The sequence below is a fragment of the Aestuariirhabdus sp. LZHN29 genome, from assembly GCF_049985285.1.
In the GTDB taxonomy this organism is placed as follows: Bacteria; Pseudomonadota; Gammaproteobacteria; order Pseudomonadales; family Aestuariirhabdaceae; genus Aestuariirhabdus.
In genome coordinates this window covers 316,916-330,427 of sequence record NZ_JBNIEU010000003.1, presented here as the reverse complement: position 1 = coordinate 330,427, position 13,512 = coordinate 316,916, and the positions used below count along the sequence as shown (strand labels likewise).

Annotated in this window: 14 protein-coding genes; 8 read left to right on the top strand and 6 right to left on the bottom strand. The window is 56.6% G+C overall.

Going from position 1 to position 13,512, the window contains the following annotated elements:
* Positions 1-282: 282 nt before the first annotated feature.
* The 6 genes from ACP3PW_RS13905 to ACP3PW_RS13880 form a co-directional block, all read right to left on the bottom strand.
* A complete protein-coding gene (locus ACP3PW_RS13905; protein ID WP_426417332.1) occupies positions 283-783 on the bottom strand; it encodes a CBS domain-containing protein in 501 nt (166 codons plus the stop codon).
* 176 nt (positions 784-959) lie between these two features.
* Positions 960-1,409: a YqaA family protein gene (locus ACP3PW_RS13900; RefSeq protein ID WP_426417331.1), complete on the bottom strand. Its 450-nt coding sequence runs from the start codon at positions 1,407-1,409 to the stop codon at positions 960-962.
* Between the two features lie 8 nt (positions 1,410-1,417).
* Positions 1,418-2,005, bottom strand: a complete 588-nt coding sequence (dcd, locus tag ACP3PW_RS13895; protein WP_426417330.1) for a dCTP deaminase — start codon at positions 2,003-2,005, stop codon at positions 1,418-1,420.
* 9 nt (positions 2,006-2,014) lie between these two features.
* Complete coding sequence (apbC, locus tag ACP3PW_RS13890; protein ID WP_426417329.1) at positions 2,015-3,109, bottom strand: iron-sulfur cluster carrier protein ApbC; 1,095 nt, start codon at positions 3,107-3,109, stop codon at positions 2,015-2,017.
* A gap of 49 nt (positions 3,110-3,158) precedes the next feature.
* On the bottom strand, positions 3,159-3,917 hold the full coding sequence (locus ACP3PW_RS13885) for a replication protein P (protein ID WP_426417328.1): 759 nt from the start codon (positions 3,915-3,917) through the stop codon (positions 3,159-3,161).
* On the bottom strand, positions 3,838-4,275 hold the full coding sequence (locus tag ACP3PW_RS13880) for a DnaT-like ssDNA-binding domain-containing protein (protein ID WP_426417327.1): 438 nt from the start codon (positions 4,273-4,275) through the stop codon (positions 3,838-3,840). Before ACP3PW_RS13880 ends, ACP3PW_RS13885 begins: the two co-directional genes overlap by 80 nt.
* A 357-nt stretch (positions 4,276-4,632) precedes the next feature.
* On the opposite strand from ACP3PW_RS13880, the gene metG reads away from it, so the two are divergent.
* From metG to nth, 8 genes are all read left to right on the top strand, one after another.
* Complete coding sequence (gene metG, locus ACP3PW_RS13875) at positions 4,633-6,675, top strand: methionine--tRNA ligase (protein ID WP_426417326.1); 2,043 nt, start codon at positions 4,633-4,635, stop codon at positions 6,673-6,675.
* A 195-nt stretch (positions 6,676-6,870) separates the two neighbouring features.
* Complete coding sequence (rsxA, locus tag ACP3PW_RS13870; protein ID WP_426417325.1) at positions 6,871-7,467, top strand: electron transport complex subunit RsxA; 597 nt, start codon at positions 6,871-6,873, stop codon at positions 7,465-7,467.
* Between the two features lie 20 nt (positions 7,468-7,487).
* Entirely contained in the window at positions 7,488-8,072 is a 585-nt protein-coding gene (gene rsxB, locus ACP3PW_RS13865; protein ID WP_426417324.1) for an electron transport complex subunit RsxB, read from the top strand.
* Positions 8,069-10,414 (top strand): electron transport complex subunit RsxC, encoded by a 2,346-nt coding sequence (gene rsxC / locus ACP3PW_RS13860; protein ID WP_426417323.1) that lies wholly within the window; start codon positions 8,069-8,071, stop codon positions 10,412-10,414. The genes rsxB and rsxC overlap by 4 nt, the downstream gene beginning before the upstream one ends.
* 5 nt (positions 10,415-10,419) lie before the next feature.
* Positions 10,420-11,481 (top strand): electron transport complex subunit RsxD, encoded by a 1,062-nt coding sequence (gene rsxD, locus ACP3PW_RS13855; protein ID WP_426417322.1) that lies wholly within the window; start codon positions 10,420-10,422, stop codon positions 11,479-11,481.
* 5 nt (positions 11,482-11,486) lie between these two features.
* The gene (gene rsxG / locus ACP3PW_RS13850) at positions 11,487-12,149 is read left to right on the top strand and encodes an electron transport complex subunit RsxG (protein WP_426417321.1); all 663 of its coding nucleotides are present in this window, start codon (positions 11,487-11,489) and stop codon (positions 12,147-12,149) included.
* The gene (locus ACP3PW_RS13845; protein ID WP_426417320.1) at positions 12,149-12,853 is read left to right on the top strand and encodes an electron transport complex subunit E; all 705 of its coding nucleotides are present in this window, start codon (positions 12,149-12,151) and stop codon (positions 12,851-12,853) included. Before rsxG ends, ACP3PW_RS13845 begins: the two co-directional genes overlap by 1 nt.
* The gene (nth, locus tag ACP3PW_RS13840) at positions 12,850-13,485 is read left to right on the top strand and encodes an endonuclease III (protein ID WP_426417319.1); all 636 of its coding nucleotides are present in this window, start codon (positions 12,850-12,852) and stop codon (positions 13,483-13,485) included. Before ACP3PW_RS13845 ends, nth begins: the two co-directional genes overlap by 4 nt.
* The last annotated feature ends 27 nt before the right edge of the window (positions 13,486-13,512 follow it).

Here is a 13,512-nt window from a genome sequence, read left to right as displayed (position 1 = left end):
TGCCGATTTGGCAGGAGCACTAATCGGCCCGTCCATGGCTCTCGTGGCATACGACCGACAGGGATGTGGGAAGTGCCGATTTGGCAGGAGCGCTAACCGGCCCGTCCATGGCTCTCGTGGCATACGACCGACAGGGATGTGGGAAGCGCCGATTGCGCAGGAGCGCAGCTAACGGCCCGTACATCCTGTACATAAAAAAGCCGCAACACCGGGGTGTTGCGGCTTGCCGTGAAACACAAACGAGCGGCCAAGCCATTGAACCGCTCATTGCGAATCAAAACCCTAACTCACCTCTTGCCGCAACATATCCAGCGACGAGATAATTCCAACCACCTTTTTATCGTGGGTAACCAGCACACGATGAATATTACCTTTGACCATGATCGCTGCCACTTTGTGCAAGGGGGTGTTCATGGTGACATCATAAACATCCGGGGTCATGATGTCGGCGACCTGAAGCTGATTGACACACTTCTCACCGGCGTCCCGGCGTTGCCCCTGCGGGCTCAGACGCTCCTCCGGGCGATAAAAATCATCGCTCATGCGTTGGCGCACAATGTCGGTCAAGGAGACAACACCGGCCAAACGACCCGTGGCGTCAATGACTGGTGCCCCTGAAATTTTGTGCTCCTTGAAGAACTCGGCCAGCTGCTCAAGTGGCCATTCGGCGCAAGCGGTCATGACGCGGGTGGTCATAATCTCTGCGGCGACACGATCATCCAGTACGCTGCCCTTGCGACGGCCAGAATAATGCGGTGCTAATTTGACGATTTTGTCATTCATTGGGTGCCTGTATTCCAACGTTCGGGCCCCGGCGCGGGTTATTACGCGGAGCACTGTGCGACAGAGTCTGACCAGTAGTCGCATTTTTCTCATTGATATGCATCAAACACCCCGAGTGCAGCGTTTGATGCATATCAACAAAGGAAAGGATGAACGCAAAAGGTAGCGCGAGGCTCTTAAAAAGTAGCCAGTACGCCGGCAGTGATGCCAATCACCGCCCCGTAACGGAGCCCCTTGGCCAGTAATACCATCAACACAAAGGTCAGGAACCGCACCCGCATAACGCCAGCGGCAAAGGTGATGGGATCACCTATCACCGGCACCCAGCTCAGCAGCAAAGACCACAGCCCCCAGCGATTGAAACTAAGCTGGGCGCGCTCTAACTGCTGGGTATCAAAAGGGAACCAGCGCCGGTCACTAAAATGAAGCAGATAGCGGCCCAGCTGCCAATTCAGGCAAGCCCCCAGGGTGTTGCCGAGCGTTGCAGCTATCCAAAGCGCGGCGGGATCAATTCCCCGGTGTTGCAGGGTTGCCAGCAGAGCCTCAGAAGAGAAAGGCACCAGAGTAGCGGCCAGAAATGCAGTTCCCGCCAATAGCAGCAGGTCCGCCAACAGGGAGTCCAGCACCTGCCCCCCTAGCCCTCGTCGCGATTAATTCGGCTGGCAACGGCACCGTTTTGGTTGTGATACTTGGCATCCTTACGGCGATTATAAGGCTTTTCCGCCGGGCCACTCAGGGCTTCGAAGTTAATGGCCCCAATGGTCATGCCCGGCTTGAGTGCCAATGGCAGTTTGCCACCATTGAAAAACTCCAGCACGATCTGGCCGCTCCAACCGGGGTCGATCCGATGAGCCGTGACATGAACCATCAACCCCAGGCGAGCCAGTGATGAGCGGCCATCCAGCCAACCCACGATATCGTCGGGAAGCGTGATCGATTCAAGGGTCACCGCCAGCGCAAGTTCGCCAGGATGAAGGAAAAACGAGTCCTCCTCACCCAGCAAAATCTCCCGACTCATAATCGAATCGAGAACCCGCTCAATATCCTCTCGCGGACCACTCAGATCCACGAAGGGGGCCGCATGATCGTTAAACACCCGAAAGCTATTACCTAGCCTCAGGTCAACACTAACCCCGCTGATCGCCTCCTCAGGAGGCGTTGGATCTATTGCGATGCGCTCCTGCTGCAGTAGTTGCTTGATATCCCTGTCGCAGTATCGCATCGCTGGCTCCTAGTCTTCGCTAATAGAGATCGAAGGTGCCGCCACCGCCAGCGCGGTGCGAATAGACAGGGTCGCACCGACCTGCCGTGCCACTTCACGGTAGATCGTGGCGAGTTGGCCATCGGGCTCTGCCGCCACCGTGGGCTGCCCCTTATCCACCTGCTCGCGAATACTCATCGATAGCGGCATCGAAGCCAGCAGGTCGGTGTTGTACAGCTCCGCAATATGGGTCCCCCCTCCTTCGCCAAACAGGTGCTCGGAATGTCCACACTGACTGCATATATGAACCGCCATATTCTCCACGATCCCCAACACAGGCACGTTCACCTTCTGGAACATCTCGACACCTTTTTTCGCATCCAGCAGAGCCAGGTCCTGTGGCGTGGTAACGATCACCGCTCCGGCAAGCGGCACCTGCTGGGAAAGGGTCAACTGGATATCACCCGTACCCGGGGGCATATCCACCACCAGATAATCGAGTTCGCCCCACTCCGTTTGTGTGATCAGCTGCTGTAGCGCGCCGCTGGCCATAGGCCCGCGCCATACCACGGGCGTGCGATCGTCGGTCAGAAATGCCATCGACATTAGTTTCAAACCCTGGGCTTCAATCGGCACGAACCACTTTTGGTCGCGCACCTGGGGGCGAGAACCCTCGGAAACACCAAGCATCAAACCAAGGCTGGGGCCATAGATATCGGCATCCAACACGCCGACCCGGGCACCTTCGACACTCAACGCCAGCGCCAGATTGACCGCGGTGGTCGACTTGCCAACCCCCCCCTTGCCCGATGCGACCGCAACCACGTTTTTAACCCGCGAGAGGGCCTCTAGGTTATGTTGACCGGGGTGCGAAGGGATCTCAAAACGCACCTGGACCTGAGCATCGGTAACCCCATCAAGGTTACTGATAGCGCTGGAAACCAGTTGCCCAATCCCATTGCATAGACCACCGGCAGGGTAAGAGAGGCAGATTGAAACCTTAACTTCACCCCCCTCAATTGCAATCGACTCTACCGCTCCGGCATCAATAAGATCGCCCTTCAGGTAGGGGTCCTGATAGTTGCGGATGGCTTGCTCTACAAGCGGTCGACTCAGTTCGGGCATAACGTCACTCCATAGTCAGGGTTAGTATCCGGGCAGGCAAAGACACTCTCTAGGAGCGCTCCATTTTTTTCTTCATATCGATAAAGGCTTGTCGGCCAGCGGTGGGATCGATCCCCTGCTGCTGCATTTTTTGCTGGAGTCGCTCGCTGGCTGCATTCTCCACTTCAGCCGCCAATGCCGCGTGACGAGGATTTTCGAGTGCGCCGGCAACCATTGCCTGCAGATCCTCGCCTTCCAGTACACGATTGCACCACAGCTCATAATTTTGTTCGTAAAGGGGGAACGCTGTGCGCTGCTCCTCGCCACGCAGGGTTGGCCAACCGGTGTCACGGGCAGCGAGATAGACCGCTATGTGGCTCCATGAATGGCTCAAGGATTGTTGCGGGGCATTACAGGCTTCGTAGTAAGCCTGCAGCGGCTCCTTCAGCCCATGTCGGGTATAGGCGGCACGGCACAGGCGATAGATCTCGCCCAGGTCAGGGAAATACTTACTGGTTTTGATCGCCTCGCGGGCGACCTCCACAATCAGCTGCGGGGGGAACACCTTGAGCGATGACATCCATACCCGCTGTGCGCGCTGACGATCTTCAGCGCTGCGAAATGCGTGCTTAAACTTGGTTGGGAAGGCATCTTCAAGCAGGGTAAACAGGACATTGACCGCCTGCGAAAGCTCCTGCTTCTGCTGCGGAGTCAGTTTGCGTTCGAGATCCGTTGCGCCTGCGGCTCCATCAGATGTCGAGGGAGTCTGACCAGCTTGTGTCTGTAAGCTTTTCAGCTGTTGTCCGATGAGGGTTTTGCTCTCTTTCACTCTGCTTCCGCTTCCACTGATAGATCACATGGTTTTTGAACTTGTTTTGCCACGCCTTACGCGCTTCGCCGGTTTCCAACCAATACAACTTAAAGTCGGGCAGTTGCTCCAGGGTAAACGCAGGAGGTATACCATAATGCTGCTGTAGCCATTCGATATAAACCCCTTCGGGCAGAAAGTCTTGCGGAAGGGGCTCTGTACGGGCTCCCGAACCGGTCGTCAACGTCTCGGCGTTTGGTACCGCCTGCGCTGCACGGGCGAAAACCGGGTGCACAGGTTCGGACGGTGCATCGAGTTCCCACATGGATCCCCCGGCATTCAGCATTCGATGATAAGCCTTGTGATCATCGTTATTCATCACGGCTTCCCCCCCATGGCAACCCACCCCAAACCTGACTCCTGAACAGTATCCGAACAACTTAAACCGAGGCCGGGCCGCCCTTCAGCAACCACAACATCGACTATACAATCGAACATTCTAAGGCTTTGGAGCGGTGATCAGCCAATAGTTTTTTGTTAATTATCGGCGGCGAACGATAAATATCTTCGCCCCTCCCCTCCTCGGGCAGGCCACAGGCCCCGCGCTGCGGGACGGCTTCCCATAAGCCGATCAATGACAGCAGATGATTCACCCAATAAAAGGGGCTATAATCGCGCTCCTTTGTTACACCTTTAAAAAACGTTCACCCTCCCCTGACACTTGTCGATGGCCCCTATGACGCAAAAATCCCGCAACATCCTTGTTACCAGCGCCCTACCCTACGCCAACGGCCCCCTGCATATGGGACACCTTGTCGAATATATCCAGACCGACATTTGGGTTCGCTTCCAGAAACAAAGAGGCCATCACTGCACCTACGTCTGCGCCGATGACGCCCACGGCACCGCCATTAGTTTGCACGCGGAAAAGATGGGAATCACCCCGGAAGCGTCGGTGGCCCTGATCAATACCGAGCGCAAACGCGATTTTGGCGAGTTTCTGGTGGAGTTCGACAACTACTACTCAACCCATTCCGACGAAAACCGCGAACTGTCCGAATCGATCTATCTCGCGTTACGAGAAAAAGGGCATATCGCGCGCCGCACCATTCGCCAGGCCTTCGACCCGGAAAAACAGATGTTCCTCGCAGACCGCTACATCAAGGGCGACTGCCCACGCTGCAATGCCAGCGGCCAATACGGTGACAACTGCGAAGCCTGCGGCGCTACCTACTCCCCTACCGAGTTAAAAAATGCGGTTTCCGCACTATCGGGATCCGCACCGATCGAGAAGGACTCCGAGCATTTTTTCTTCAAGCTCACCGATTTCCAGCAGTTTTTGCAGCAGTGGACCCGCAGCGGGACCCTGCAGGATGAGATCGCCAACAAGCTCGCCGAATGGGTTGACGGCGAACTTCAGGACTGGGATATCTCCCGCGATGCCCCCTACTTCGGCTTCGAAATTCCCGCTGAACCCGGAAAATACTTTTACGTGTGGCTGGACGCGCCGATCGGCTACATGGCGAGTTTCAAAAACCTGTGCGAGCGCCGGGACGACCTTAACTTCGACGACTACTGGAAAGCCGGCAGTGAGGCCGAGGTCTACCACTTTATCGGTAAGGATATCGTCAACTTTCACTGCCTGTTCTGGCCCGCCATGCTCCAGGGAGCCGGGTATCGCACCCCAACCCGGGTATGCGCCCACGGATTCCTTACCGTGAACAACGAGAAGATGTCCAAATCCCGCGGCACCTTTATTACTGCGCGAACCTATCTCGATCACCTGAATCCGGAATACCTGCGTTACTACTTCGCCAGCAAATTGAATAGTCGCATCGACGACCTCGACCTCAACCTTGAAGATTTTTCACAAAAGGTCAACTCGGACCTGGTCGGAAAGGTGGTCAATATCGCTAGCCGTTGCGCTGGTTTCATAAAAAAGGCGGGAGGCCAGCTCGCCAGCAGCGACGCCGAAGCCGAACTGAGCGGTGAATTTATCGGGGCCTCCGACCGTATTGCCGACCATTACGAGCAGCGCGAGTATGCCCGCGCCATTCGCGAAATCATGGCCCTGGCCGATAAGGCCAACGCCTATATCGCAGAGAAGGAGCCATGGGCCCTGGCCAAGCAGGAAGGCACCCAGCAGGAGGTTACGGAGATCTGCTCGGTCGGTATCAACCTGTTCCGCCTGCTGATGATCTACCTCAAGCCGGTACTGCCCGCGCTGGTGCAAAACGCCGAAGCCTTCCTCAATGTTGCCCCCCTGAGCTGGAGTGATGCCGGGCATCTACTGCAAGCGGGCCACAGCATCAACAAGTTCAAGCCGCTGTTATCACGGGTAGAAAACGATAAGGTAGAGGCTATGATTGAAGCGTCCAGAGAGCAGCAGGCCGAGCACGCAGCTCCCGCCAAGGCCAAACCCGACAGCGAGCTGGCACGCGAGCCAATCGCAGATGAGATCGAGTTCCCCGACTTCGCAAAAGTTGATCTGCGCATCGTACGCATCGCCAAAGCCCAACATGTTGAAGGGGCAGACAAGCTGTTACAGCTTACGCTGGATCTCGGCGGTGAAACCCGCAATGTCTTTGCTGGCATTAAAAGCGCTTACAGCCCGGAGCAACTCGAAGGTAAACTAACCGTCATGGTGGCGAACCTCAAGCCTCGCAAGATGAAGTTCGGTGTATCAGAGGGGATGGTGCTGGCAGCGGGCCCCGGAGGTAAGGAGTTGTGGATTCTTGAACCCCACGAAGGCGCGCAACCCGGCATGCGAATCAGCTAAACCATCGCCGGGGTGCCGAAAGGCGACCTCGGCGACACCCGTTTGCTTTTAAGCTTATAGTTATTTTGACTTATAAGTGCTGGCTATATGCCTTGTATGGAATAATGTGCTGCCGGATAATAGGCGACACTCGAAACACTGACCGCCCGGCGGTCGGTGGCCCCGACCCACCCTGCGAAAACCCGGAACTTCGTAATGCCAGAGATCGCCACTGAACTGACACTGATTCTGGTCAGCGCCGTGCTGGTGAACAACTTTGTGCTGGTTCAGTTTCTCGGCCTATGCCCTTTTATGGGGGTGTCGAATAAACTCGAGACAGCTATGGGTATGTCACTGGCGACCACCTTTGTGCTTACTCTCGCCTCTATATGCAGCTACGTCAGTTTCGAATATATTCTTAAGCCCCTCCATCTGGAGTTCCTCAAAACCATCACCTTTATCGTGGTAATTGCCGTCGTCGTGCAGTTCACCGAGATGGTCGTGAAAAAGGTAAGTCCTCTGTTGCATCGAGTACTGGGGGTATTCTTGCCATTGATCACCACCAACTGCGCCGTATTGGGTGTGGCCCTGCTCAACAGCAATCGCATGAACAGCAGCTTCGTCGATTCGGCTACCTACGGGTTTGGTGCCGCCGCTGGATTCTCCCTGGTGCTGGTACTCTTCTCCGCCATGCGCGAACGCCTCGCCGCTGCCGATGTCCCCCAGCCCTTTCAGGGGGCGGCCATCGGCATGATCACCGCCGGCCTGATGTCGCTGGCATTTATGGGCTTCACCGGCCTGATCAAGCTGTAACGGGGCGGGCACGAAACTCTATGGACATTCTCCTCTACTCGATCCTCGCCATGTTGACCCTGTCGTTAGTGTTCGGCGCGGTGCTTGGATTTGCGGCGGTGCGATTCAAGGTGGAGGGTGACCCGCTGTCCGATCGCATTAACGAACTGCTTCCCCAAACCCAGTGTGGGCAATGCGGATATGCTGGCTGCCGGCCCTATGCCGAAGCGATCGCCGGGGGCGAACAGATCAATAAGTGCCCCCCCGGCGGCGAAGCCACTATCGCTTCGCTGGCAGATCTGCTCGATCTCGAACCCATACCGCTGGATACTGAGCATGGTGAAGAGAAAGCCAGAACATTGGCGGTTATTCGTGAGGATGAGTGCATCGGCTGCACCAAGTGCATACAGGCCTGCCCCGTGGATGCAATTCTCGGCGCGGCCAAATTAATGCACACGGTTATCGCCTCGGAGTGCACCGGCTGCGAACTCTGCGTCGAACCCTGCCCGGTCGACTGCATCGATATGGTGACCATCGAAACCACCATCAAGAACTGGAGCTGGGAGCTACCCACACCCGCAGAGCGACTCATTATTACGGATACGGGTCGGGGGAGCGCCGCATGAGCCGTCGCCTATGGGATATTCCCGGCGGAGTACACCCGCCGCAAAGAAAGTCTCTCTCTAACCAGGCGCCGATCCGACGCGCCCCGCTACCCCCCCAACTCGTCCTGCCATTGCAGCAGCATATCGGTGCGGCTGCTATGGCACTGGTTGGTGTGGGTGACAAGGTATTAAAAGGGCAAAAAATTGCCGAGGCCAAGGGCTTTGTCAGCGTGCCCCTGCACGCCCCCAGTTCGGGCACCGTGGTCGCAATAGAATCCCACCCCGTTCCTCACCCCTCGGCTATGAGCGAACTATCGATCATCATCGATACCGACGGCGAAGAGCGCTGGTGTGAACTCAACCCCTGCGACGACTTTCATCAACTGGATTCCAGTGAGCTGCTTTCACGTATTCGCGAGGCGGGTATCGCAGGCCTCGGTGGTGCAGGTTTTCCCTCGGCCGTTAAACTGAGCGCACGGACCGAGCAGGATATTCGCACCCTGATTATAAACGGCACCGAGTGCGAGCCCTATATCACCGCCGACGATCTTTTAATGCGCGAACACAGCGACAAACTGGTAAACGGCATCGATATACTCTGCGCCATTATCAAGCCCGAAGAGGTCCTGATCGCCGTTGAGGAGAACAAGCCAGAAGCGATTATCGCGCTTCGCCAACAGATTTCGGAACGCGGCCGCCCCTATGAGGTCGCGGTGCTACCCACCAAATATCCCTCCGGTGGTGAGAAACAACTGATCCAGCTCTTGACCGGGCGCGAAGTCCCCAGCGGAGAGCTGCCCGCTGATTTGGGCATTGTGTGCCAAAATGCCGGCACTGCGGTGGCGATTCAAAATGCGGTGATCGAAGGTCGCCCCCTGATCTCGCGTATCACCACCCTGACCGGAGAAGCATTGCAGAACCCTGGCAACCTTGAGGTATTGATTGGGACGCCGGTTGATCATCTGCTCGCCTACGCAGCACTCGAACCAAACCAGTTAAACCGGCTTATTATCGGCGGCCCGATGATGGGGTTCAGCTTGCAACACCCCAATGTCCCCATTACCAAAACCGTCAACTGCGTTATCGCTGCCAGCGCCAACGAGCTGCCAGCGCCACCGCCGGCACAAGCCTGCATTCGTTGTGGAGCCTGCGCAGAAGCCTGCCCGGTAAACCTATTACCCCAGCAGCTCTACTGGCATGCCCGCGCCAAGGATTACAGCCAGCTTCGTCACCACAATCTATTCGATTGTATCGAATGTGGCGCGTGCTCCTATAGCTGCCCAAGCCACATTCCCCTGGTGCAATACTACCGCGCGTCCAAAGCTGACATTCGCGCCCATGAAGCGATGCAGCAAAAAGCCGAATACTCGAAAATGCGTTTCGAGGCGCGGGAGGCTCGGCTGCAAAGACTCGAAGAGGAGAAGGCTGCCAAGCGCAAAGCCAATGCAGAGCGCGCCGCGCGGATGAAAGCCGCCAAGGCGGAAGCAAACCAGCCAGCTCAGCCAGCCAACAGCGATACCGATGCCAAGACGCTGAAGATTCAACGCGCAAAAGTCAGCGCCGAGATCAAGAAGCTAAGCCGGCAACTGGACAACACCGACGCAGCAAACCAACAAAAGATTCAGGCGAGTATCGCTCAACTTGAAGCACAGCTAAACGCACTGCAGTCGCCCACGGCACCCTCACCCGCAGTGCCCGCCGAAGACGACAAAGCCGCAAAAATCAAGCTTGCAATGGCGCGCTCAGCGGTCAAAAAGGCGGAGCGCGCGCTGGCCAAAAGCGAGCAAAACGGCGAGCCTACCGAAACCTTAAGCGCAGAACTCGCCCAGCTGCGGGCAGCCTTGGCGGCGCAGGAAAAAGCACTACCGGTGGCATCAGCACCTGCCACATCCACGGCATCCTCTCCTGCCCGCAAACCACTTAGTGATGCCGCCAAGAAACTTAAGATTGAAGCCGCGATGGCGCGCGCAGCCCTGAAGAAAGCCGAACGAGCCTACGCCGATGCAGCGCAGAATCAAACTGCTGACCAGCAGGGGTTGGCAGAAGAGGTTAAGCAGTTGCAGGCCGCGCTGGAAAGCGCAGAACAGAAGCTCAATGCAGGGCTTGATGCCACAGCAGTGGCCCATAGCGAAGCGGCAGCCAATCCACCACTCTCTCCTATCGACAATGACGCAGCACTCAAGCGCCTGAAAATTCGTCAGGCGATGGCAAAAGCAGCCTTCAAAAAAGCGCAGTGTGCACTGGCCAGCAACCCCAACAGCGATGACCCGGAGCTTGTGCAAGCGCTACGCGCTGCCGAACTGGAGCAACAGCAGGCTATCCTCGCGCTCCAAAACGCCACTACTGATACAAGCGGAGATTAACACCGATGGCGCTGTTGCGAATGAGCTCACCCCATACCTACGGTCCAGGATCCACAGCGCGGCTAATGCGGTTGGTCATTCTGGCGACACTGCCCGCTGTATTCACCCTTAGTTTTTTCTTTGGTTGGGGAACGCTCATCAATCTCGTCTGGGCAGGCCTGGTTGCTATTGGATGCGAGGCAGCAGTCTTGCTGTTGCGAAAACGCCCCCTCGCTTTTTACCTCAGCGACAACAGTGCCCTGCTGACCGCCATCTTAATCGCCCTGGCCCTACCCCCTCTCGCCCCCTGGTGGCTTACCCTTATCGGGGTAGCCTTCGCGATTGTGATCGGTAAGCACCTCTATGGGGGGATGGGCTATAACCCCTTCAACCCCGCCATGCTGGGGTATGTGTTGCTGCTGGTCTCATTTCCCGCGCAGATGAGCGCCTGGGCAGCGCCGGCGGGGCTGGAGGGCGTATCCGGCGTTGAAGGATTTTCTGCGGCTCTGCATACTATTTTCCCTTTCCTTGGCGAGCCGCTCTCGATCGACGCCTATACCCTGGCAACTCCCCTGGAGCTAATGCGGGAAAACAAGAGCCTAACCATTGATGAGCTTTGGCAGCGTCATCCGGTACTCTGGGGTGTCGGCGGACAGGGCTGGATCTGGGTCAACGTTGCTTTTTTTGCCGGCGGGCTGTTCTTGCTCAACCAGCGCGTTTTTACCTGGCACACGCCGGTCGCCATGCTGCTCTCACTCTCTGTCATGAGCCTGCTATTTTACGCAGGGGACGACTCCTCCAGTAAGGGCTCAACCGCTTTCCACCTACTCAGCGGCGCTACCATGATGGGGGCTTTTTTTATTGCCACCGACCCCGTGACCAGCGCTGTCAGCACCCGGGGCAAGCTGATATACGGCGCAATGATTGGCATTTTGGTGTATGTCATTCGCAGCTGGGGGGGCTATCCCGATGGCGTCGCCTTCGCAATACTGTTGATGAACATGGCGGCTCCCACCATCGATTACTACACCCAGCCGCGCACCTACGGCCACAAGAAGCCCAATAAAGGGCTTGCCAAACCGGACTGACCGCGATGACCACGCTCAAACAATCGATTACCAGAAACAGCGTATCGCTCGGCCTCTTCTCGATCTTTACGGTTGGCTTGATCGCCCTCACCTATGTGGTGACCCAGGAGCGTATTGCAGAGCAGGTGCGTGCATTCGAGGTGAAAGCCCTTAACGAGATTTTGCCTCCCAGCGAGCATGACAACGACCTGCTGGAAACCCAGGTCATTGTCGATGATCTCCCTCTTCTGGGGCTCGACTCGGGACACAAGGCCTATATCGCATTCAAACAATCACAACCGGTTGCCGCCATCATTCCGGCCTGGGCCCCGGACGGCTACAATGGCCGCATCAGCCTGCTGGTTGGAATCCGAAGCAATGGCGAACTGGCAGCGGTGCGGGTGATCACCCACCGCGAGACTCCCGGCTTGGGCGATGGCATTGACACCAAGGTGTCAAACTGGATCCATCAGTTTAAGGGATTATCCCTGGACAACACCTCTTCCACCAACTGGGCAGTGAAAAAAGATGGGGGCCAGTTTGACCAATTCACGGGTGCTACAATCACACCCAGGGCTATTGTCGCCGCCGTAGAGCGATGCCTGCTCTATTTCCGCGAACACCGCACAGCACTCTTTGCCGAAGGCACCCGGCAACTGCAAGCGCACACTCAACACAAGGCCAACTGATGCCGAACTCCGCCGACTACCGAAAGATCAGCCTCAACGGCCTGTGGGATAACAATCCGGCACTGGTTCAGCTATTGGGCCTGTGCCCGTTACTGGGAGTCTCTAACTCGGTGGTGAATGCGCTAGGACTGGGTATTGCCACCATTTTCGTCATGACAGGCTCCAATATCGCCGTATCCCTTATTCGCTCACGGACCAGCGAAGCCATTCGCTTACCGGCATTTGTGATGATTATCGCCTCACTCACTACCTGCGTTGAACTCCTCATGCAGGCGTTCACCTACGAGCTGTACCAGATTTTGGGGATATTCATCCCCCTGATAGTCACTAACTGCGCCATCCTCGGACGTGCAGAGGCCTACGCCGCTAAAAACCCGGTGCTCCCCTCTGCACTCGATGGATTAATGATGGGTACCGGTTTTGCCCTGGTGTTACTGCTGCTGGGTGCCTTGCGTGAACTGATTGGCAAGGGGACCCTTTTTTCCGGTATGGAACTACTACTGGGGCCTGGCGCTGCAGGTTGGGAACTGGTCGTTTTCGCCGATTACCAGAAGTTTCTTTTCGCGATTTTACCACCGGGGGCGTTCGTCATCATGGGGTTTATTATCGCGCTCAAAAACCTTATCGACAGCCGCATAAAATCTCGTCAGGCGCTACGCCTGGCAGATGAAACCCGTGCTGAAGAAGCCCCCGGTACGCCATGAATCGAGCCAAACGCGAGCAAATTTTCAGGCGCTGGCGCGACCTCAACCCTGCGCCTAAAACCGAGCTCAATTACAGCTCATCGTTCGAATTACTGGTCGCCGTATTGCTGTCGGCCCAGGCCACTGATGTCGGGGTCAATAAAGCCACCGCAAGACTGTTCCCCGTGGCCAACACCCCGCAAGCGATTCTTGCACTAGGGGTCGAGGGACTGAAGGAGTACATCAAGACAATCGGGCTATTTAACAGTAAGGCTGAAAACCTGATCAAAACCTGCAGGATTCTGCTCGAACAACACAATAGCGAAGTGCCAGACTCCCGCGAAGCCCTGGAGGCACTGCCCGGTGTCGGCAGAAAAACCGCAAACGTGGTTCTCAACACTGCATTTCGACAGCTCGCAATGGCCGTCGATACCCATATTTTCAGGGTATCTAATCGCACCGGAATCGCACCGGGAAAAAATGTTCTGGAGGTCGAAAAGCGGCTACTGCGCCTGGTGCCCGAGGAGTTCCTGCTCGACGCCCACCACTGGCTAATTCTGCACGGCCGCTATGTTTGTAAAGCGCGCACTCCCCAGTGCACTGCCTGTCCTATCGAAGATCTGTGCGAGTATCGCAACAAGAGATCAAACTAGAAGCACTGTTCAGTCGCAGGCAGTCCA